The 22,477-nt window shown below is 44.5% G+C and carries 20 protein-coding genes; 9 read left to right on the top strand and 11 right to left on the bottom strand.

Features of this window, described 5'->3' with window-relative positions; translation table 11 throughout:
* Positions 1 to 201: 201 nt before the first annotated feature.
* From R8G66_28655 to R8G66_28665, 3 genes are all read right to left on the bottom strand, one after another.
* On the bottom strand, positions 202 to 717 hold the full coding sequence (locus R8G66_28655) for a hypothetical protein (protein MDW3196379.1): 516 nt from the start codon (positions 715 to 717) through the stop codon (positions 202 to 204).
* 77 nt (positions 718 to 794) lie between these two features.
* A complete protein-coding gene (locus R8G66_28660; GenBank protein MDW3196380.1) occupies positions 795 to 1,436 on the bottom strand; it encodes a hypothetical protein in 642 nt (213 codons plus the stop codon).
* 158 nt (positions 1,437 to 1,594) lie between these two features.
* Positions 1,595 to 3,172 (bottom strand): peptide chain release factor 3, encoded by a 1,578-nt coding sequence (locus tag R8G66_28665; GenBank protein ID MDW3196381.1) that lies wholly within the window; start codon positions 3,170 to 3,172, stop codon positions 1,595 to 1,597.
* An 83-nt stretch (positions 3,173 to 3,255) separates the two neighbouring features.
* On the opposite strand from R8G66_28665, the gene R8G66_28670 reads away from it, so the two are divergent.
* The 3 genes from R8G66_28670 to R8G66_28680 all read left to right on the top strand — a co-directional run bounded on the left by R8G66_28670 (position 3,256) and on the right by R8G66_28680 (position 5,199).
* The gene (locus R8G66_28670) at positions 3,256 to 3,420 is read left to right on the top strand and encodes a hypothetical protein (GenBank protein MDW3196382.1); all 165 of its coding nucleotides are present in this window, start codon (positions 3,256 to 3,258) and stop codon (positions 3,418 to 3,420) included.
* Positions 3,421 to 3,700: 280 nt separating this feature from the next.
* On the top strand, positions 3,701 to 4,555 hold the full coding sequence (locus R8G66_28675; GenBank protein ID MDW3196383.1) for a helix-turn-helix domain-containing protein: 855 nt from the start codon (positions 3,701 to 3,703) through the stop codon (positions 4,553 to 4,555).
* Positions 4,556 to 4,650: 95 nt separating this feature from the next.
* Positions 4,651 to 5,199 carry a carboxymuconolactone decarboxylase family protein gene (locus R8G66_28680; GenBank protein MDW3196384.1) on the top strand — a complete coding sequence of 183 codons (549 nt, stop codon included), beginning with the start codon at positions 4,651 to 4,653 and terminating at the stop codon, positions 5,197 to 5,199.
* A gap of 67 nt (positions 5,200 to 5,266) precedes the next feature.
* Here R8G66_28680 and R8G66_28685 read toward each other — a convergent pair whose 3' ends face one another.
* Both R8G66_28685 and R8G66_28690 read right to left on the bottom strand, forming a co-directional pair.
* The gene (locus R8G66_28685) at positions 5,267 to 5,833 is read right to left on the bottom strand and encodes a hypothetical protein (protein MDW3196385.1); all 567 of its coding nucleotides are present in this window, start codon (positions 5,831 to 5,833) and stop codon (positions 5,267 to 5,269) included.
* Positions 5,830 to 6,714 (bottom strand): DUF6268 family outer membrane beta-barrel protein, encoded by an 885-nt coding sequence (locus tag R8G66_28690; protein MDW3196386.1) that lies wholly within the window; start codon positions 6,712 to 6,714, stop codon positions 5,830 to 5,832. Before R8G66_28690 ends, R8G66_28685 begins: the two co-directional genes overlap by 4 nt.
* 172 nt (positions 6,715 to 6,886) lie before the next feature.
* Between R8G66_28690 and R8G66_28695 the strand changes: the two genes are divergently transcribed.
* From R8G66_28695 to arsM, 4 genes are all read left to right on the top strand, one after another.
* Positions 6,887 to 7,570 (top strand): DUF2064 domain-containing protein, encoded by a 684-nt coding sequence (locus tag R8G66_28695; protein ID MDW3196387.1) that lies wholly within the window; start codon positions 6,887 to 6,889, stop codon positions 7,568 to 7,570.
* 72 nt (positions 7,571 to 7,642) lie between these two features.
* Complete coding sequence (locus R8G66_28700) at positions 7,643 to 7,978, top strand: arsenosugar biosynthesis-associated peroxidase-like protein (GenBank protein MDW3196388.1); 336 nt, start codon at positions 7,643 to 7,645, stop codon at positions 7,976 to 7,978.
* Complete coding sequence (arsS, locus tag R8G66_28705) at positions 7,978 to 9,033, top strand: arsenosugar biosynthesis radical SAM protein ArsS (protein MDW3196389.1); 1,056 nt, start codon at positions 7,978 to 7,980, stop codon at positions 9,031 to 9,033. Before R8G66_28700 ends, arsS begins: the two co-directional genes overlap by 1 nt.
* 152 nt (positions 9,034 to 9,185) lie before the next feature.
* Positions 9,186 to 10,157 (top strand): arsenosugar biosynthesis arsenite methyltransferase ArsM, encoded by a 972-nt coding sequence (gene arsM, locus R8G66_28710; GenBank protein ID MDW3196390.1) that lies wholly within the window; start codon positions 9,186 to 9,188, stop codon positions 10,155 to 10,157.
* Positions 10,158 to 10,297: 140 nt separating this feature from the next.
* On the opposite strand, the gene eat is transcribed toward arsM, so the two are convergent.
* Positions 10,298 to 11,626 (bottom strand): ethanolamine permease, encoded by a 1,329-nt coding sequence (gene eat / locus R8G66_28715; protein MDW3196391.1) that lies wholly within the window; start codon positions 11,624 to 11,626, stop codon positions 10,298 to 10,300.
* 151 nt (positions 11,627 to 11,777) lie between these two features.
* Here eat and R8G66_28720 point away from each other — a divergent pair, with 151 nt between their 5' ends.
* Positions 11,778 to 13,268 carry an ATP-binding protein gene (locus R8G66_28720; protein MDW3196392.1) on the top strand — a complete coding sequence of 497 codons (1,491 nt, stop codon included), beginning with the start codon at positions 11,778 to 11,780 and terminating at the stop codon, positions 13,266 to 13,268.
* 6 nt (positions 13,269 to 13,274) lie between these two features.
* Here R8G66_28720 and R8G66_28725 read toward each other — a convergent pair whose 3' ends face one another.
* The 5 genes from R8G66_28725 to R8G66_28745 all read right to left on the bottom strand — a co-directional run bounded on the left by R8G66_28725 (position 13,275) and on the right by R8G66_28745 (position 19,734).
* Entirely contained in the window at positions 13,275 to 13,772 is a 498-nt protein-coding gene (locus tag R8G66_28725) for an RNA polymerase sigma-70 factor (protein MDW3196393.1), read from the bottom strand.
* A 14-nt stretch (positions 13,773 to 13,786) separates the two neighbouring features.
* Positions 13,787 to 14,728: a DUF4249 domain-containing protein gene (locus tag R8G66_28730; protein MDW3196394.1), complete on the bottom strand. Its 942-nt coding sequence runs from the start codon at positions 14,726 to 14,728 to the stop codon at positions 13,787 to 13,789.
* A gap of 23 nt (positions 14,729 to 14,751) precedes the next feature.
* Entirely contained in the window at positions 14,752 to 17,367 is a 2,616-nt protein-coding gene (locus R8G66_28735; protein ID MDW3196395.1) for a TonB-dependent receptor, read from the bottom strand.
* The gene (locus R8G66_28740) at positions 17,360 to 18,262 is read right to left on the bottom strand and encodes a FecR domain-containing protein (protein ID MDW3196396.1); all 903 of its coding nucleotides are present in this window, start codon (positions 18,260 to 18,262) and stop codon (positions 17,360 to 17,362) included. Before R8G66_28740 ends, R8G66_28735 begins: the two co-directional genes overlap by 8 nt.
* 167 nt (positions 18,263 to 18,429) lie before the next feature.
* A complete protein-coding gene (locus R8G66_28745; GenBank protein MDW3196397.1) occupies positions 18,430 to 19,734 on the bottom strand; it encodes a pyridoxal phosphate-dependent aminotransferase in 1,305 nt (434 codons plus the stop codon).
* A 202-nt stretch (positions 19,735 to 19,936) separates the two neighbouring features.
* Between R8G66_28745 and R8G66_28750 the strand changes: the two genes are divergently transcribed.
* Positions 19,937 to 22,384, top strand: a complete 2,448-nt coding sequence (locus R8G66_28750; protein MDW3196398.1) for a zinc-dependent metalloprotease — start codon at positions 19,937 to 19,939, stop codon at positions 22,382 to 22,384.
* Positions 22,385 to 22,477 lie beyond the last annotated feature (93 nt).

Genomic DNA, 22,477 nt, shown 5'->3' on the forward strand with positions numbered 1-22,477 from the left:
GGACAATTACTACACAGCGGATCATTGAATTTATTAGTAGAAAGCGCTTACAACTTCAAGTTTGAAATTGAGCATCATTCTTACTCTTGCAGATAAATCACTAACAGAAACAAGGACTTATAGGAATTTGAATATCAATTAGCCTTACGAACAAAAAAATCAAGTGAAATTAATGGCCGCTTCAGTGTCTGGTCCCGGAGGTTATTTCTGCTCCAGATTCAGGGCAATTCCCTTGAGCAGGTGCTTCTGAAAGGCATACACAACCCACCGAAAAGAAAGGTGCATCAGTCTGCCGAGGATACCATGTAGTTCGTAATTGCTGGATAAGATCAGCAAGATCCCATCTTCGTGATCGAGTAAATCGTACCCTCCCGTAAGGATCTGAAATGGCCCTTTTGACAAGTTCATGAAGTGCCCGACACGGAAGTTCTGCGTGGCATTAAATTGGAAGCGATACTTCCTGTTGACCTCCCATTCCAGGATATTTTGATGGAATTCGGCCCCATTGGAAAATTTTGCCACACGATATCCTCCAACTCCTTCTTTGATGACTTCCGCCGATAAAGGTTTAGGAACTCCTAGCAATCTGAACAACCACGGAAAATCAAAATCTGCTACACCGACATTGGTAATTTCTCTCCAGATGTCATCCGGTCTGGCATTCAACACAATAGCATTGTGCACGTATTTGGTCCGGTATCCTTTGAAGAAAGTCAATTGCCAGATTCTTTGTCAATTCAAATGTCGCCAGAATAAGCAATTACGCAAGAGATCTTGATGAAAAGATACATTCCCTATCGGGCCACACTCAGAACTTCCTTCAGCTTCCTTTTTCGCTCTCTATAGAGCCCAATGATCAAAGCTGTAAATCCAATAGCTACGCAAATCAGAAGCCAAAAGAGAAGGTCATACCGATCAACAAACAGTCGATACAAAAAAGTGAAAAAGAACATGCTAATTCCCGTAACCTCCCAGAGTTGATCCTTTTCAAGTCTGAATGAATGGTCCAGGGTCATCGGTAAATTGAAAAGGACCTTGAATTGATCCCAGTCCCAAGTAATTAAGCAGACATTGGCAAATAGCATTAATCCTGTCACGACGGGAGTATAGGCGAAATCGTACGATAGCGTAATCACGAAAATATTGGCGATGATTGTAAAATAAGCCAACGCTCCCAATTTGGCATATCGTTGGGTCATCAACAAGAATCCAGCAACTAATTGTCCAATCCCAATGAATTTCCAATACAACCCGGATTGATACATGGTCTCAAAAAAATGCCAGGCGCTATCTATGGGGTTAGCTGCTCCACTTTCTGAAGTGAAGCGTTTGCCTTTGATTTTGATTAAACTAGCAAAAACGAAAGCTCCGCCGAGGAGATAACGGGTGTAAATGATTAAAACCTGGGCCCAGACAAATGTTTTGATTCTTTGCATCAGAAAAAGTATTTGAAAGTGTGACGCAAAGAGTATTGGGATGTTACAGTTTGATCAACATGGTAATGTCCAAAGGTTTTTATTTAGACTTCTTGAATTGATCCTAACCAGGCGCGTAATACAAGAAACTCAACTAGCCCCCCGAATCATCAAAGAGCTTAAAACTCACTAATAAAATGAAATTCCACTTCTGGGAAGTTGTCCTGCACCATTTGTAACCAGGCGCGGGTTTCAGCCATGAATACGAGCTTACCTTCCTTGTCACGGGCAATGTAGCGGTACTTGTCTTTGACAAACGCATCGATATCATTGTCCGAACCGGAGATCCAGCAAGCCTTGTAGATGTTGACCGGACTGAACTGTACTTTGGCACCATACTCATTGAGTAAGCGATGCTGCAATACTTCAAACTGAAGTGCTCCAACCGTACCCACGACTTTTCGAGCACCCATTTCATAAGAGAACAACTGTGCAACTCCTTCATCCATCAATTGGAGCAGTCCTTTTTCTAGTTGCTTGGCTTTCATTGCATCAAGGTTGATCACCTCTTTGAAAAGCTCAGGAGAGAAACTTGGTATGCCTTTGTAAAGTCCTTTTTCCCCTTCGGAAATGGTATCTCCGATTTTCAGGTTACCCGTATCATAGAGACCCACGATATCACCGGGAAAAGCTTCCTCCACGGTTTCTTTTTGTTGGGCCATGAAAGCCGTGGCATTGGAGAAACGGATTTTCTTGTCCTGGCGGACATGATAATAGTTGCTTCCTCGTTCAAACTTACCCGAGCAAATCCGCGCAAACGCGATCCGATTTCGGTGCTTTGGATCCATGTTCGCATGGATCTTAAAAATGAATCCGGTGAATTTGTTCTCGTTCGGCAGGACCTCTCTGGCTTCTGTTTCTCGAGAAATAGGAGGAGGCGCAATGTTGATGAAACAATCCAGCAACTCCCGCACACCGAAGTTACTCACGGCACTTCCGAAAAATACCGGAGCAATCTTGCCGTTCAGGTAATCATCTACATTCAGTGGATCGTACACGCCATCGATCAATTCTATGTCTTCTCGCAATTGACTTGCTGCAGAATCAGGGAGGTGTTGTTCAATCTCCGGACTATTGATATCATCAATTTCAACAACCTCTTCTACACGCTTGGTCTTACTGGGCTCATAAAGGTTCAGGTTGTTCTCATAGAGATTGTAAACTCCGCGTAAGGTCTTACCCATACCCACTGGCCAGCTCAAAGGTCTTACTTTGATGTCCAGCTTTTCTTCGATCTCATCGAGCAATTCGAACGGGTCGCGTCCCTCACGGTCGAGCTTGTTGATGAAGCAAAGTACCGGCGTATTTCGCATGCGGCACACTTCCATGAGCTTTTCGGTCTGCCGCTCCACGCCCTTTACGCAATCGATCACCATGATCACACTGTCTACAGCAGTCAGCGTTCGGTATGTGTCTTCCGCAAAATCTTCGTGACCAGGCGTATCCAGGATATTGATCTTAAGGTCTTTGTATTCAAACCCCATCACCGAAGTAGCGACGGAGATACCTCTTTGCTTTTCAATCTCCATCCAGTCCGACCGAGTATTCATATCAATCTTATTGGACTTAACCGCACCTGCAGTTTGGATCGCGCCTCCGAAAAGCAGCAGCTTCTCCGTTAAGGTTGTCTTTCCTGCATCAGGGTGGGCAATGATCCCGAAGGTACGTCTACGCTTGATTTCCTGCTCAAAAGTCATGTTGCTCACAATTGGACCGCAAAGCTACCAAATTGGTGAACAGTGTCCGCAAATTGATCCCGGAGTTTGTAAATTCGATCTCAATGAATCGTCTGGTCCGTTTTTTATTGTTGCTTTTACTGGCCTTTGCGCTGATTAGTCTTGTCAAAGCCTTTGCCGTGAGTCGCTTGCTGATCATGGGTACTCTATTCGTCCTTTTAATTGGCATTATCATTTGGGTGATGAACAAAGCGAACAAGAATCCATAACATCACTTTTTCAACCAATAGAAAAAACGTCATTCTCGAAAAATGGGATTTAAATTTATCTCTAAGCACATTTTATCGGGAATCTCAACAGCGCACGTTATGAGATTCCTTGGTCAGGCACGCTGAAATTTTCTAACATTAACAGAAATTCTGGAAGGACCGGGTCACGCCAGACCGGGTCACGAAGACGCGCTGGAAGACGTTTTTTAACCTTAGGAATTCAAAATAGACTTTTTTTAGAAAGGTGAATCATTCTACCGGCAATTGCTGTTAAAGCGCTATGATCGAGCAACATTTGACCAACGCTGCCGCTGGCATCATTCGGATCATCCACAACGAATCAATAGTCAAACAAGACTTTGCTAATCCGGAGCAAGTACTGACCATCGCCTGGAATCGAGGGTCAATCAAAGTCATGCAATTGGGGGAAAATGAAGTGGAACTAGCCCCGAACAGTTTATTGATGATCGATGCGGGTATACCGTTTTCAATAGTAGAAGCGGAAGAGATCGTCTTCTGGCAATTTAACCGGGAGTTTTATTGCATCGTAGATCACGATGTAGAAGTCTCCTGTGCTGGTGTACTTTTCTTTACTTTAAAGGATGCTCTTTCACTGACCTTATCTGATGCCGATCAGCTGAAATTCAACTTGCTCTTTGAAGTCTTCAAAGAAGAATTCTCCGAGGAGGATGACAACCTTAAAACGGAAATGCTCCGCACGATCCTAAAACGACTGATTGTGAAAATGACGAGGCTACACAAAATGCAGCACGGTGAACTCGTCGAAACGACGGAATTAAATGTGGTCCGGCAGTTCAATGTATTGGTGGAGAAAAACTTTAAGCAATTACACCAGGTACAGGATTATGCCAACCTCATGTATAAGTCTCCAAAAACCATTTCCAACATCTTCTCGAAATTTCACGATCGGTCACCGCGGGAGATCATCCTGGATCGAATTGTACTGGAAGCCAAACGGATGTTGCTTTATACGGACAGCACCTCCAAGGAAATTGCCCATGAACTGGGTTTCACAGAAATACCACATTTCAGCAGATTTTTTAAGCAAAAGACCCAAATGAGCCCCTCAGGTTTTCGAGAAGCCAGCCAAAAAGGTGCATTCGGGAACAATTGATAACCCTTCGGGACGAATAGGCACTATCCTTTGGTCAACAACTTCCGTTCATTGAATTGTAACATTTAAAATCACATATTAAACCAAAATATAAAATGAGCACTTTCAATGTCCCATCCCGCGAAGAAGTTTCAGAAAACAATCAGGCGATCTTCGACAACCTTCAGAAACAAGTAGGATTCGTTCCAAATCTCTTCGCAACCTACACACATAGCGAAACTGCACTGGGCGATTACCTTGCTTTTTCTAGCAGAAAAACATCATTAAGCGGAAAAGAAAAAGAAGTTGTGAATTTGGTCGTGAGCCAGGTGAATAACTGTGCTTATTGTTTGGCCGCTCACACCGCTATTGGAAAAATGAATGGCTTCACCGACGAGCAAATCATCGAAATCAGAGGTGGCTCGGCTAGTTTCAACGAGAAATTCGATGCATTGGCAGCTTATGTAAAAGATGCGACCATCAACAGAAGTCATCCTAGCCAAACGTCAATCGACAACTTGTTAGCAGCTGGCTATACTAAAGAAAATGTCATTGATATCATCATCATGATCGGAGACAAAACGGTGAGCAACTTCCTGCACGGAACTACTCAAATTCCAGTAGACTTCCCTGCTGCTCCTGAATTGGAACCCGCATTAGCTTAAGATCTGTTTAAGTGTTAAGTACGAGGCCACCTGCACGAAAGTCAGGTGGCTTTTTTTGGTTTTACACTTATCTGATCGCTTCTACAAAAAAGTAGGGAATTTGGTGAATCGCTGTTTTGTGTTTGGCCTTCTTCAGGTGATTGAAGCCAAGCAAGTGCATGTACTCATGAAAGAGCACCCGGGCCGTTTCTGCATGGTAGCCGTATTTGACATTGGCGTCTAAATTGAACCGATCACAAATCATGATCCTACCATTTTCAGAATTGGCAAAAGCAATGGTTGGTTGCTCACAGTCACTTGCAGGATACAACCTAAAATCCATCACCTTTGGTTGGTTGACTTTACTGAACTTCCTTGCTCCACTTTTTTCAGCTGCATGTAGGATATAATCAAGTATCTCCTGATTAGTAAAGTTCTTTCTCTTTCGTCCCATGTAGACATAAGCCTCGGTGTAGTTCCCCGCCAATACTTTTTCCTTGAATGTCTTACTCTGAATGGTCTTGATGAGCAAGTCTAATGACTCTTCGACATGCGTTCGATGACCTTCTGCTAGTTCGAAATCATGGATTTGATAGGAAAGCTGTCCAAAAGCGGTAAAAGGCGATAGCAGTAGCGCGAAAAACAGGTTTCTCATTTTTCAATAGAAGGCCTAAAAAACAGACCAAAGGAAATGACCGGTCCAGGATCAGAACTGAAATCAATATCAGGCAGGGACTCTGAAATAATATCGTAAGTCCTTCCGGCAGCTATTCCTGAAAAAGCATTTAGAAACAGGCCACTTTTACCCACAGCCCGGTTGATATTTAGTCCCAAATTCACTCTGGAAAACTGGACATTATCATATGGGGTTCTGGTCCCTGTTGCCAGGTTAAACTGACTACCATTCAGCACCATTTTGGGACCAATCTCCCAGGCTTTGTCTTTGCTGATCCAATACCATTCCGCTTTATTAGGAAATAGTATACTCAGCTTCGACCGACTCCACTTTTTATCAAATCCGAATAAGGGAATCACCAAAGGTCTTCCAAAACGACTGGTGAAAGCAATCCCGGCAGTCCATCTGGTATTTTTATTTATCGAAGTGGACAAAGCCAGGCTTCCGAGGTACAGGAAATCATCTCCAGACAGTTTTTGATCGAGTTGTGAAGAAATGGCCGGTTGAATCACTCCTATCAGCTGTCTTTTTTGATTGAGGGGTTTGATCACTGTAAGACTGTATCCAATAAAATGCAGGTTTTGGTCTTCGGCAGCCGTATTGGGTTCCACGTCCGGCAATACAATACCATAAACGCCACTGTGCAGTAAAATCCATTTATTGTCCTTGAGGACCATAGGAACGCGTATGGCTACCTGATACTCTTGAATACTGGCTGTTTCGCTAAAAGGTGATTCCGAGATATCTGTCGTCGGGTAATTGGAATAGGAAAATTCCAATAATTTCAAGTCTTGCCCAGAAAGTTGAAGAACAATCAGACTCAGTAATAACGCCAACAACTGAGGTTTTGGGATTTGCATGTTTTGGTTGAATATGGTTCGCAAAGTTACAGCAGACAAGGGCTGCATCAATGATTATGATATTATTTCTGATAAAAACAAACTTTTTGAAATCGTCCATCATCCGACAAATTCCGTGAACCATTCCACGCTTCACAAAGGTTTAGGGAAAATATAGCGACCTTGCCAACGCATGAAAAGCCACAATACGGCCATATTGTTATTTACCAGAAGAGCGAGAGAAGAAGCGACCTTCAAACGGGTGTCTGGCAAAAAACGCCTGAATCAACGGTTTTTCAGCACACTGATCAGTCATTCCCGGCACACGGCCGAGGCAACGGGCCTGCCGCTCTATACTACCGATCAACAGCAGGGAAATACCTTTGGCGAACGATTAGCACATGCCATTCAGCAGGTCTTTGATCAGGGATTCGAACGCATCATCACGATCGGGAATGATTCTCCGGAATTGACCACTAACATGATCCTGCAGGCAACGAATCAGCTGGATCACCATGATTTAGTACTTGGGCCTGCCCGCGATGGAGGTACCTACCTGATCGGACTGCACAAAAATGCTTTTGATCAGCAAACATGGTCACACCTCGACTGGAGTGAAGCACATTCTTTTCAAGACCTGATCGCTTTCGCCCGACAGCATGATTTTCGCTTTTCCATTGGCGAGGAATTGGCAGATATTGATAGTCGTCGTGAATTACATCTGCTACTCAATTTTTCCGGACATCAGTTCCAGCGATTGAAACTTCTGGTGGTGAGTCTGCTCACTACTTACATCAATATTCCATTGAAAGATCGTGCAATTGCACTACGTCCTGTACGATTTGCTTTCGGCCTGAAGGCACCTCCTTTTTCTTAAGGTCAAGTTCGGTTTTCTTGTTTTCTGTCGCACTGTTTGGTGCACATCTATCACTATTGATTTCAATTATTCATGTCTAAAGAATATTACGAAGCGGGTGACCTCAAAAAGTTTGGGGAAATCAGCGATTGGCAGCCTGAATTAGGCAACAAGTTTTTTGATTGGTACGGTTCTGTATTTCAGGAAGGAGCCCTGACCAAACGCGAAAAAGCGCTTATTGCCCTGGCGGTAGCTCATGCTGTTCAGTGTCCTTATTGCATTGATGCCTACACGGATTCCTGTCTGAAAAAAGGAGCCGATGAAGCTCAAATGATGGAAGCCGTCCATGTGGCCGGAGCCATAAAAGGGGGCGCAGTACTCGTTCACGGCGTACAAATGATGAAACAGGTCAATGATAAGTTGATGTAATGAAACTCGCTACTCAGACATTAAAAAAGACCAAAAATGCGCTTTCCTCAACAGATCGACAGGTCCAGGTCTTAAACGATCACACGTCGGTGGGCATTCCTGCTTTTGGGCAGCAACTCCTCGAAATGGGGCTGCTTCCACTCAAACCTACAGGCATTGACATCCTGCAAATCAATGTGGGCAAAATGTGCAATCAGGTTTGTAAGCATTGCCATGTCGATGCTGGTCCCGACCGTAAGGAGATCATGACCCGCGAAACCATGCAGCTCTGTTTGGATGCTTTGAAAGGTAGCAGTGTTTCTACCGTAGACCTTACGGGAGGCGCTCCTGAAATGAATCCAAATTTCCGCTGGTTTGTAGAGGAGCTTTCGGCCCTGAGAAAACAGATCATTGTCCGGTGTAACCTGACGATCATTCTGGCCAATCCGAAATACCATGACTTACCTGAATTCTTCAAAAAACACCGGGTCAACGTGGTTTCTTCCTTGCCTTATTTTACAGCCCGTAGAACAGACGCACAACGTGGAGATGGTGTTTTTGAGCAATCCATCAAAGCCTTGCAAATGCTCAATGAAGTGGGTTATGGTCAAGAAGGCTCAGGACTTCAGCTTGATCTGGTATACAACCCATCCGGTGCCTTCTTGCCTGATGATCAGGAAGGACTGGAAGCTACTTTCAAACAAAAATTACTGGATCTGTATCAGATCCGGTTCAATAACCTGTTTGCAATTACGAATCTACCCGTGAGTCGATTCCTGGACTACCTGATCAACTCGGAAAAATATCAGGAATACATGGAAGAACTGGCCAATGCTTTTAATCCGGCAGCAGCCATGGCGGTGATGTGTCGAAATACCATTTCTGTAAGCTGGGATGGCTATCTCTACGATTGCGATTTCAATCAAATGCTGGACCTGAAACTAAACGGTGGTGCACCTGATCACATTCGTGATTTTGATGCGAAAAAGCTAGCAGCCAGAAATATTATCATCAATCAACATTGCTATGGATGCACGGCTGGTGCCGGCTCAAGCTGTGGAGGAACTACTACGTAATCAAGAAAGGATCGTCATTGCGAATAAGGCTAGTTGTAAACAGACATGTGAAGCAATCTTTCTTACTCAAGTCACATACCGTCAAAGATCGCAACGTCGGCGGTCCGATCGCTGCACGGAATAAAATACGATAAAACTTTAAAAGACATAAAATGGAAACCTATTTAGAAACCACCAAAGACCTGTACCGAGATGCAGCCTTGACACCAGATGTCGGGCTGTGCTGCACCACCACTCCTGTTTGGGCATTTCCCGAATTGGATATTCCCAAAAAAATGCTGGAAATGAACTACGGCTGCGGCAGTACGGTACATCCCCGCGACCTGATCAATTCTCCAAAAATTCTCTACGTAGGTGTAGGTGGAGGCATGGAATTGCTTCAGTTTTCATACTTCAGCCGTCAACAGGAAGGCGTAATCGGAGTAGATGTCGTAGACGAAATGATTGATGCTTGCCAGGAAAATTTCAAAGAAGCGGAAAAGCTTAATTCCTGGTTCGATTCGTCTTTTGTTTCCGTAAGAAAAGGTGACGCCCTGAACCTGCCGATCGAAGATGATAGCATCGATGTGGCCGCTCAAAATTGCTTGTTCAATATTTTTCATGAAGAAGATCTCAAAAAGGCGTTGGAAGAAATGTATCGGGTACTTAAGCCACATGGTCGATTGGTCCTTTCTGATCCTATCGCACAGCAGGCCATGCCGGAAAACCTGAAAGCTGACGAGCGATTAAGGGCGCTTTGCTTAAGCGGAGCTTTGCCATTGGAGCAGTACATTAAAATGATCACGGATGTTGGATTCGGCACCGTTGAGATCCGCGCTAAGCGGCCTTACCGTATCCTGGACACCAGGAACTACAATACTGATACGGATATTTTCATCGAAAGCGTGGAAGTATGCGCCATCAAAGATCCGATGCCAGAGGATGGACCTTGTGTGTTCACAGGCAAGACAGCTATCTACTTCGGTGGTGAAGAGTACTTCGATGATCACAAAGGGCACGTTTTACTGAACAATCAGCCTTTGGCGGTTTGTGATAAGACAGCCAATAACCTGGCGAGCCTGGGGCAAAGTGATATTCACGTGACGGATAGCACGTTCTTTTATGATGGTGGGGGGTGTTGTTGATGACATTGACCACCATTTCAAGTTCTTGAATTTAGCGCTATAAAAATAAATACCGTCATTCCCGACGGAGTTCGGGAATCTCAAAGTCATTTATTAGATCTAAGTTTGAGATTCCTGCCTACGCAAGAATGACGCTAAATTCAAGAGCTTGAACTCTTATCTCGTGTACTCACCACTAAGTACCAACCATAAGTCAAGGCGAGAATACCAATGTAAATGAGGGCCAATATAGGATTGTAGACCGTGATAGCAACTAAGGCAACACTGGCGATGACCAATGCAATGATTGGAGTAATCGGGTAAAAAGGCACTTTAAAGGGCCTTTCCATGTCTGCATGATCTTTCCTCAACTTCAGAAAGGCAATCATGGAAATGATGTACAATGAAAGCGCACCAAAACAAGCAATGGTGATGATCTCTCCCGTTTTACCAGTCCAGATCGCAACCATGCCAATGATCGTATTCAAGATCAGTGCATTGGCTGGTGTCTTAAATTTGGGATGAATCTTTGCCAGGATCGGAGGAGCAAAACCTTCTTTACTAAATTCATAAGTCGCTCTACCAGAAGCCAGGATGATTCCATGAAAAGAAGCGATGAGTCCGAACAAGCCAATCACTCCTACAGCTTTGAATAACCACGAATTGGTACCTAAGGCGTGACCAATGGCCATGGGTAGTGGTGCATCAGAGGTGGCTCCGGATGCGTCAAAAACAATGGACTCCCAGCCATTTACCCCGATAGAAGTCATGAAGGTCAAAATGCATAAAACAACCAACGTAAGAATGGCCGAACCAAAACCAATCAGGATATTCCGTTGAGGGTTGATGGTCTCTTCCGCCACATTGGCCACTCCTTCGATGGCCAGAAAAAACCAGATCGCAAAAGGTATTGCCGCAAAGGCCCCACCCCATCCGTTGGGTAACGGGTTTTTACTCAAATTAGCCATCTCGAAATCCGGTATTACGGCACCTGCAAACAGCAACAACTCAAATACAGCGATCACTGTAATGACCAGTTCAAAAGAAGCAGCCACTTTAACTCCGGAAATATTGAGCACGGTAAACACCAGATAAGCACCCATTGCAAAATATTCGACTCGGATTTCCGGATAGAAAAGTGATAAGTAAGCCCCAATCGCAAAAGCAATGGCCGGTGGGGCAAAGATGAATTCGATGTTTTGGGCCATTCCGGCAAAAAATCCCCAGTTTTTGCCCAGTCCTTTTACCGCATAATCAAACGCGCCTCCAGCCTTGGGAATGGCGCAAGCCATCTCCGTGTAACTAAAGGTAAAGGTCACGTACATGAGGATGATAAAAATGGTAGCTACTCCCAGGCCAAGGGTCCCTCCCTGTTCCAAACCCAGGTTCCACCCGAAATACATCCCTGAAATGACATAACCAACCCCAAGGCCCCAGAGCATCAAAGGGCCGAGTTTTCTTTCAAGTTTAGGCTGTGTGGTATCTGACATAGCTAGCTTTTGATTACAACTGGACAATATATCCAGAATTATTCATAGTTATCCAGCTGATCCAGACATTGAAATCCCCTCTCAGCACATTTGTAATTTGGAGATATCGTAAAAGGTTCTATTTTCGATCAACCATTTGACAAACCCAAATTTGACCTTTTCACCAGATCAGCAAATATTTATTCTGGTCACAGTCTTCCTTTCGATTTTTGCAGTAATCGGGATTTATAACCTGTCTCTGTATTTCGTCATCCGCAGAAGAGTGTTGCTTGACTACTGCATTTTTGTCTTCACACTAATGGTGTACACCTCCCTCTTCGTATTTGATATCCTGGGTATAGATGTGGATACAGGTGGACTAAGCATCATCGCTGCTGCCTTTGCAGCATTTGGCGGTCTATTATTTAGTCGTTCCTTCTTTGGTATTGATCGTCAATCCTATCCGAAAGTTAATATTGCCTATCAGGTCCTGATCTTCCTGGCGTGGATCATCATGATCGTGGAAGGAATTAATGTACTAATATTTTCAAACCTGGGACTAGTTGAAATCATCACAAGTTTTGCTGCTGCCATTCTCGCGTTATTGACCATTGCGCTATTCATATTCGCAGCAATTTATCTGTGGAACAAGGAGAAAAGCGTCAGGATCTTTACCTACACCCTGATCCCGTTGATTCTAGGTACAGCTTATTACGTGAGTAATTGGTTGGCGATTTCCACGGCTGGAGAAACAGCCAATCCGGAAGTAAGTCTTTCGGCGAACCTTATTCTGTTCAGCTCTATCACGTTGCAAATGATTTTGTATTCTGTGATCATCGGCCACAGCCTGAAAAATCTGGAGAAAGAGAAGCTCGAGCTTCAAAAAGACATCAATAGCCGGCTACATGAAGAGGTCAAAAGACAAACAGCTTCTTTATTGGCTGCCAATGAGGAGATCGCTGATCAAAAGGAACAATTGGAGGCAAATAGCCGGATGAAAAACAAGCTCTTTTCTCTGATCTCTCACGACATGCGAGGACCCTTGAACGGACTGGTAGGTCTGGTAAGTGTGTTGGATCAGAATAAGATCCCGAAAGATCAACTGGCACAATTTGCCTCACAGCTGAAAACGAAGATCAAGGACAATGTGATGGTCCTGAACAGGCTCTTACAATGGTCGCATGCACAACTGGAGGAAGTCAAAGTCCGCAAGGAAGGTTTCTCGATCAATGAACTGGTCAATAAAAACATTGCGTTGTTTGGCGATAAGCTAACTCAGAAACAACTGAAAGTTAACAGCGATCTGACTGGTCAAGATGTCTATGCAGACCGTGAGATGATCGATACCATCATCAGGAATCTGATCGCTAATGGGATCAAGTTTACCGGAGAACAAAAATCACTCTACATCAGCAGTCGTACGATCGGAGAAAAGACTGAACTAAAGATCCGTGACGAAGGCATAGGCATGGACCCAAACCTATTCAACCACTTCTCCGCAAATGATGAACTACAAAGCAAACCCGGCACCGATGGGGAGCGCGGATTTGGTTTTGGCCTACTCATTTGCAGGGATTTCATCAAGATGAATGACGGCACTTTGGTCTGTGAAAGTGAGATCGACAAAGGGACTACTTTTACCATGACCCTGGATAGTGCCTGAACAAATTTATGGTTCCTCAAGCGTGGGATAAAACGGCTGAAGGTCGACCCTTAATTTGCTCAAAGCGATGCCAATTTGATTTTCAACCGTCCTTGTACTTGCTTTCAAATACGTAGCGATTTCCGCACTTGTCATTCCTTCAAAACGACTCAAAGTAAAAATGACCTGACATTTTGGAGGAAGTCGCCTGATCGCCATGTCGAGTTGCACCTGGAAAACAGATAGGTCCGCGGGTTTACTTTCTTCCGCTACTGGTTCTTCAATCTGATCGATCCGAATGACGTGCTTTGAAAAATAGGTGTCCAGGTGATTGAGACAAGCATTGATCACAGCCTTCTTCAGGTATCCGGCAGGTTGATCAATATGGCTCAGGCTGTCCTTTTCCCAGATGCGGAGAAAAACAGATTGAACAATGTCCTCGGCCACATCTCCGTCACCCAGCATGCGATAAGCAAGCCGACATAAACGGGTGAAATGATCTCGATAAATTTGCTCAAACGACATAAAAAGACCAATTGTCAGTCTTCAAAGGGAATATATTCCAACCGACTTTTCCCAAAACCTGCAAAAATGCCTAGTCCGTTTTCAATGTTCCCAAAAACCTGGACAGGCTGGCTGAACGGATTTTCGGCTGTTTCTTGTTCTTGCAGCTGCCCAGTAGTCGCATACAAGTAATGTTCTTCCGTAATATGCTTCAGTTGTGCTTTAAAAGACGAATAACGTTCAAGATCCGTGACTAAACCAAGGCTCAGGTCCAAAGCATACAGCTCCCCATTAAAGGCATCGTCACTCAAATAGAGAATGTTATCCTTAAATGGAGATACTTCCGCGTCAAAATCTATTTTATCAGGAAGGGTCGCTTTAATGTTGACAGAAGCTGAATCATAAACGGTGACCAATTCATCATTATCATCGTACCATTGTCCTATCAAAGCTGTTCCCAGCACCTCGACTGCATAATAATTTTTTTGTGAAGGATCATCAGCAAAGCTCAGATTAGCCGCCACGACCATGGGCGCTTCTCTGGTTTGAAAAGCTACTTCTTCTACATCGAATGTCACAATATCTACCGCCCCCGGAATAGTTGTAGTTGCTCGGACAGGTTCGAAACCAGGCGCCTCAACCACCAGGGTATAGGTTTTTCCTGATTCCGGAACAAAACCGGCCGTCGCATAGTAAGCACCCCAATCATTAACCGGACGATCACTATCATCACGTTGTTCTCTGAAACGCAATTCATCGACGATGGTACCTCCTTCATATATCCTCACGTTAGCATCTTTTACATCAAAATCGCTAAACCGCGTACTTTCTGCGATCGATACCGAGCGGGTCAATTTAATTACCATTTCCTCTTCAGGTGCAAACAGTCCACCTACCACCAGACGTGGCGTGGAGTCATCTACATCAATGTCTACCAGTGCCTCCTGACAGGCATTTAAGGCGAAAAATAAAAACATTGTGAGTGTTCTGTGAAGGATAGTCATACTTGTATGCGATAAGAAATGGATGGAATGATGGGCAATAAGGAATACTCTTGGAATTGGATCTGAACATTCACATCCCGAAAATTTACTTGAGGTCGAGCATCGACGAATAGCGGATTTCTCCGATTGTAAGCATTGTAGACCGCCAGGGTCAATTCATGGTCCCAGATGGTTTTCTTCAGTTTGTAAGTCAAACTAAAGTCCAGACGATGACTAGGTCTCAATCGATAACCATTTCGAGTATCAAAATCCAATAAGGGTCGATAGGCACTGTTCTCTTGATTTTCCAAATCCGCAGGTCCCCGGAAAAATCCCGTTGGCAAGGTCGTGGCAATCCCTGTTCCGTACAGCCAGTTCATGGAAAAGTGAATTTTCTTCGAAACTTCATAGTTCAGCAAGAGCTTCACATCATGTCTTCGATCATATTTATATGGAAAACGATCACCAAAGTTGATGTTGTCAAACTGTCGGTGGGACCATGCTAGTGTATATCCCAGAGAAACCGACACTCGATCGCGCAAATACTGGGTAAACCATTCCAGGCCATAACTTTCTCCACGTCCCTGTTCGATCTTCTGCTGCCAATCTTCATTTACACTTAAAAAGGTGGCCCCATCTTTATATTCGATGAGGCCCGACATGGATTTATAGTAACCTTCCAGTGAAGTGGTCAGATGCCATGCTGGAAATGCGCGTTGCATGCCTAATGTCAATTGATGAGCCTGCTGTGGAGGTACAAGGTCGGTGGCGGGGACCCAAAGATCTGTTGGCAGTCCCAAACCAGGATTGGTGAGCAAATGCAAAAACTGGGTCACATGTGAGTAAGAAGCGGTCCATTCAAATCCCGGGGACAGGGTAAAACTAGCAGCAAGCCGTGGTTGAAGGGAAGTGTATCTTTTTTGTTCTATTTCATAATTCACAGCGTGCAATCCAACATTGAATGATAATTGCTCTCCTATGCTAAATTGATCCTCCACATATCCAGCATATTCTATCGCCTCTACGGTGTTGTTGTTGAAGATGACCGGATTATCCGAAAGCGATTGTGTACCTGTAATATTTGGCTTGAAACGATGATTTAGTATGGAAATCCCTGCCCGGATCTCATGATTTGGATTAGGGAAGTAGTCGAATTCTAACTTGGCTCCCCGATCCAAAATATCCGAACTTGATGTAAATATCTGATCAATGAGGACGTCACTCTCGAAATCCTGAAATTCCCGGAAGAAGGAGTTTCGGCCAAAAAAGTCATATTGACTATGACTTAGGCTGATGTTTGAAAACAGTTTGGGATTCCAGATATGGTTCCAACGCAGCACAGAAATATCACTCCCCCATTTCACAGATGCACTGGTCCGGTCGAGGATCTGCCGTAAGGGCTCTGGTTGAACAACCATAAGCTCCTCTGTTCTTAGGCTTCCCCGGTCACGTCCTAAATAGGAACTAAAATACAATCGGTCTCTTTTAGAGGGACGGAAATTGAGCTTAAGGTTCGTATCATAAAATGAAAACCGATCTTCTCGAAAAGGTCTTAGAAACAGATCCAGAGTAGACCTTCTAGCCGCGAGCATAAAAGATGCTTTTTCACGAACAATCGGACATTCCACCATGACATTCCCCACCAATGGACCGACTTTAGCCGACCCATGAAATTCACTCTCGTGACCTTCACGCATGCTCATGTCTACTACCGAGGACAACCTTCCGGCATACCTGGCAGGAAAACCTCCTTTGATCAACCGTATGCTCTGAATGGCCTCTGCATTGAAAACTGAGGCAAAGCCAAAGAAGTGAGAAGAATTGTAAACCGGAATACCATCTAGTAAGATGAGATTTTGATCCGGCCCACCACCACGGATGTACAAACCGGCACTCCCTTCGTTTCCAGCCTGTACACCGGGCAGTAATTGTAGTACCTTGATGGGGTCCACCTCGCCACCAATGGCAGGACGTTCCGTCAATTGTTTTCGTGTCAGCACCATCGTTCCAAGCCCTCGATCCAGTGCCTCCTCCTCGCCGGTAACGACCACCGACTTCAATTCATGACTGGAAAACTGCTGTCTGATCTCCAATAATGTGTCTGATTGCAAGTCCAATGAAAACAACTGTGGTTCACTGCCGAGATACGAAACATGAATTTGTGCGGGTCCTTTTTGGAGTGTAAGACTGAAATATCCGTAATAGTTTGAAATGGCTCCTGTTTTTGAAATGCTATCATAGATAGTAGCCCCGTACAAATTTTCACCACTCTCTCCCTCCCGGATGTGGCCAAATATGGTTGCCTCTTCTTCCTCTTTCGATGGTCTGGGTTTTTGCGTTAAAATGATGGTGGAACTGACCAACTCATATTCAAGCCCGAGACGTTGGCCAATCAATTCCAAAATGTCCTTTATCGCATGCTTCCCTTCTATATTGATCTTCCAATTCCCATCAATCTTATTGGCATCATAGGCAAATTGAAACTTGGTTTTGACCTCTATTTCTTGCAATACTTCCTTTAATGAAGTCGCTTCGATTTCAATTTCAGTACGAGTATCCGGTGGTTCCTGCGCAGCTATAGAAAGGACCCAAAAGTTCAACAAAAACGCAATTGTTAGAATTTTCCTAGTCATCTATCTTTTGAATATTCAAATCCAGGGTTTTCTGGATCAAGGTTATAATATTGTCCAGTGGCTGATCTTTAAAGCTGGCCGTGAGCAAAGCCTTACTGGTCGAATCATAAATAAGTTCGGTTTGGTAATGGGTCTCAAGTATCTGAATGACTTCTGCAATCGGAGCGGCATCAAAAGACAATTCTCCGGTTTTCCAGGACAAATAATGATGGGCAGTAACCATCACTCGATCATAAGTACCCTTAAGCAGATTAAGCATCACGGCTTCTCCTCTGGAAATCTTCACCGAATGTTCACCATAACGGACGTTGACCAGCCCTTCCTCAACGACCACCATCGGCTTTCCCCAGGTTCCGTCATTCACATAAAAAGAGGTTCCCAGAACTTCTACCTGAAAATCATTGGCTTGAATGACAAATGGCTTATCGGGATCTTTCGCGACTTCAAAAAAGCCCCCTCCTGATAGGAATAATGCACGCATGTCACTCTCTGCTGTAAATGATATTTCACTGTTTGCCATCAGAGATAGTACGGAACCATCCGTGAGGGGTCGGTCCAAAACCGGTTGATTGGAAGCTGAAATGGTCATCGGTTCCACTGCGGACAAGGAAACAAAGAAGTAAAAGGCGAACAATAGGAAAGAAGCAGCTATTCCACTTCCCAATACCAATAGTTTTCGGTGACGTACGCTATTTTGCTTTCTTCTTTGAAGGTCCTGCCAACTGGCCTCAACCTCCGGCGGTTGGTAGTCTTGCCTTAAGCCTTCAGTCTCCTTCCAAATCAATTGAGCAGCATCAATTGAGGAAAGGTTTTCTATCGAAGTTTCATCGACTTGTTCATCATCCGACGACAATCGAAGGTACCTGGCAATCTCGTCTTCATTTAAATCCTTCATGGTCTGCAAGTTTGCTTCTATACCTACAGACAGACCGAAATCCGGAATTACTCAATCACCTTGAAAAAAATTGAAGATTTATTAAGTGCCTTGTTGTACAACAGTTAGATAAAGGACTTCAATATAAACGCCGATATGCTGCTTTTGGCAGTTTGATAAAGGCCCGGTCAACTTTGGCAATACTCCATGATCCCTGCTTTGATTTTTTGGAAGATCAATTGACGTTCGTTCTCGTCTTCCTCCAACAAAGTCACACGGAAGCCTAGCAAATCTGAAGCAAATGCGGAGATAGGTACGACACAAACTCCTTTTGCTCCCAGCAAATAATAAACAAAGCGTTGATCGAAAGGCATCGTCTCATCATTCACCCAATCGGCTACTAAATCTTCCACCCGTGGATCCTCGATCCTCATGCGCTGACCTGCCTTCAATACACCACTTTTAAAGATGATCGTGTTGTAAAATGCCCCGTTGGTCAGGTTGAATCGGATGTATGGGATGTCTTTCAGAAACTGCGTGAGCATTTGGCTCCGTTCACCAATCCGGTCATTGATCTTTTGAAGATATCCGGGATAACGGTCATCCCCCATTAGTTTGGGAATGGCTCTTTGCGGCAAGGTGGTAGAACTCACTTCGATCATCTTGGCATTGTCGATGGTCTGGCAAAACCGATCAAAATCCGGGTCCTTGTCACGATTGTAATATTCAGCCCAACCACAACGTGCACCTGGCCAGGGGATCTCTTTTGAAATTCCTTTTAAGCTCAGCCCCGGCACATCACCAATCACTTCTGACATCAGGGCGGTTTTCGCCTCATTGTAAATGATGTTCAGATAGATCTCATCAAATACCAGGAACAGGTTATACTCCTTTGCGATAGCGACGATTTCCTCCAAAATATGCTTTGGATAGACCATTCCCGTCGGATTGTCGGGGTTGATCACCAAAATACCAACGATGCTTTCATTGTATTTGACTTTGTTTCGTAAGTCTTCCAGGTCTGGGAACCAGGAATTCTCAGGGTCCAAAAAGTAGGTGAGCGGGTTGGTGTTGGCATGCGCTGCTTCCGCGGAAGAATGTGTGGAATACGCCGGGGATGGGCCTATTACGCGAGAAGTCGGCATTAAGTATTGATAGATCTTAGCAATCGCATCACCCAGCCCATTGAAAAAAGTAATGTCCTGAACACTCAATTGCGCGCCGCCAAGTGCATTGTTTTGATCTACCAGAAACTGACGTGTTTCCAATAGTCCTTTGGAGTGGCTGTAGCCATACGTAATGTCCTCCTCTAACAAATCGGCGATGATTGCTTTCATCCAGGATTCCAATTTCCTGTTTTTCTGCACAGGATCACCAATGTTTTCCCAGCGGATCGTCTGGCCCAGTGCTTGTAGTTGCTCCGCCTTCTTTACGATCCCCCTGATCTCATAAGTCAGCTCATCCGCACCGGATCGAAGCAATTGTCGTCTCATTTTTTACCGCATAATTTATTGTGCGCGAAATTAGTGAAGAAACGATCTTTCGCTTGCTGGAATTTGACATTAATTTCTTTGGTAAATTCCGAAAATACTTCCTTTCCGAGCAGGAAACCACTCATGTAAAAGCATTCGTAGGGCTTTCTCACGCTTGAAGATCATCGTAAGTTTAATGTCCACAAAAATCATGTGAGTTATAATGAAAAAGCTTATCCTGTCTGTGATGGTATTAGCTGTGGTACTTTTTTCCACAACTGACTTATCAGCACAGAAGAAGAAAAAGAATAAAAAAGGAGCAACAGAACAACCAAAAAAGCCCAAAGAAAAATCACCTTTCAAAAAGTATTCAGAAGTCATCACCAACAAGGCTGAATCCGATGAGGGCTTATTCACCTTTCACAAAGTTGATGATAAGTACTACTTTGAATTATCAGATGATGTACTCGAGAAAGAAGTCCTGATCGTCAGCCGGATCTCAGGCCATGTAAAAAACCTGAACTTCGGTGGTGCGGGCATGAAATCACGACCACAACAGGTCATCCGATTTCAGAAGAAGGACAACAACATCCTGATCCGCTCGGTAAGCTACAATTCTGTTGCAGATGAGGAATTGCCGATTTATCAATCAGTAGTCAACAACAATTTTGAGCCAATCATCCACAGCTTCAAGATTGAAGCACTGGGTAAAGACTCTAGTTCATACGTAGTTGACATAAAAGACTTCTTTACATCCGACATTCCGATGATCGGCGCACTGTCCGAAAACCAGCGCAAAAACTTCAAGATCCGAACCGTTGACAAAAAACGTTCTGTGATCAACTGGGTGAAAGCTTTCCCTGAAAATGTGGAAGTGCGTCACATCCTGACCTACACGGGAACTGCCCTTCCTGATAATCAAGCGACTGGTTCCCTTTCTATCGAACTGAACCAGTCCATGATCTTACTCCCTGATGACCCGATGGTTCCTCGTCTGCACGATGAGCGTGTTGGATTTTTCTCTATTCGACAACTGGATTACAGCCTGGATGAGCAGAAAGCCGCCACTCGACGTTACCTCACCAAATGGCGTCTGGAGCCGAAAGATTGGGACGCTTTCGAACGCGGAGAGTTGGTCGAGCCGGTGAAGCCGATCGAGTATTACATCGATCCTGCTACGCCTGAGAAATGGAGACCATTCTTGAAGCAAGGTGTAGAAGATTGGCAGACGGCATTTGAAAAGGCTGGCTTAAAGAACGCCATCATTGCGAAAGACCCTCCAAGTAAAGAAGAAGATCCGGAGTGGAGCCCTGAAGATGTGCGTTATTCCGTAATCAGATACATCGCTACAGACATACAAAATGCGGTAGGTCCACATGTACACGATCCTCGAACGGGAGAAATCCTGGAAAGCGACATCTTGTGGTACCACAATGTGATGAACTTGTTGAGAAACTGGTTCCTGATCCAAACGGCAGCTATCAATGAGGATGCCCAAAAAGTAAAATTCGATGATGATTTGATGGGTGAGCTGATCCGATTTGTTGCTGCTCACGAAGTAGGACACACCCTCGGTTTCCCACACAACATGGGTTCCAGTGTGGCTTATCCTGTGGATTCTTTGAGATCACCTACGTTCACGGCCACTCACGGTACCGCTCCTTCAATTATGGATTATGCGCGCTTCAACTACATCGCGCAACCAGAAGATGGTGTGACCAATTTCTTCCCAAAGATTGGCGAGTACGACGATTGGGTGGTATGGTATGGTTACCGACCAATCAGAAACATCGATACGCCCCAGGAGGAGAAGGATATACTGAAAGGTTGGGTCAAAGAAAAAGGTGACAATCCATTGTACCGATATGGTCGCCAACGTCGAGGTGCAGTAGATCCATCTGCTCAAACCGAAGATTTAGGTGATGATTCTATGATGGCTTCTGAGCTTGGGATCAGAAACCTGAAGCGCATTACGGAGAAGCTTATTGAGTGGTCCGCAGAAGATGGTAAGGACTATCGTGACCTGACTGAATTGTACAGAAATGTATTGGGTCAATACAATCGCTATGCTGGGCACGTGACTGCCAATGTGGGTGGTGTCTATGAATTTTACAAGACCTACGATCAGAACGGAGCGGTTTATGTTCACACGTCTAAAGACAAGCAAAAACGTGCGATCCAGTACATGAACGAGCAGGTATTTGCCACGCCAACCTGGTTAGTCAATGAGGACATCCTCGGACGTATTCAGCAAGACGGGATCATTGATCAGATCAAAAGAACCCAGGTCCGCTACCTGGATCGGTTGTTCGACGGTGCCCGAGTAAAGCGGGTGATAGAAAATGAGGCACTCAATGGCGATGAAGCTTACACTTCTGTGGCTATGATGGAAGACCTGCGAAGAGGCATTTTCTCCGAATTACGCAGAGGCCGAACCATCGATACCTACCGAAGAAACCTACAAAAAGCTTTTGTAGAAAAGCTTGGCGAATTGGTGAACACAGAAAATGAAGACATCCGTACAACGGATATTCCTTCATTGGCCCGCGGCACCCTGTCCACCATTCAAGGACAAGTCAGAAGTGCTACCGGCCGATACACCAGTACGATCTCCAAGTATCACTTGCAAGATTTGAATAAAAGAATCGGACAGATTTTGGATCCGAAGTAATTAAAATCGTCATGCCGGAATTTTTCAGCTTAAATTCCGAAGGAAACTGAAAAATGTCCGATATCTCTCTGGACGATCTTCCAAGAAAATAAG

The organism is Cytophagales bacterium (assembly GCA_033344775.1).
GTDB lineage: Bacteria > Bacteroidota > Bacteroidia > Cytophagales > Cyclobacteriaceae > JAWPMT01.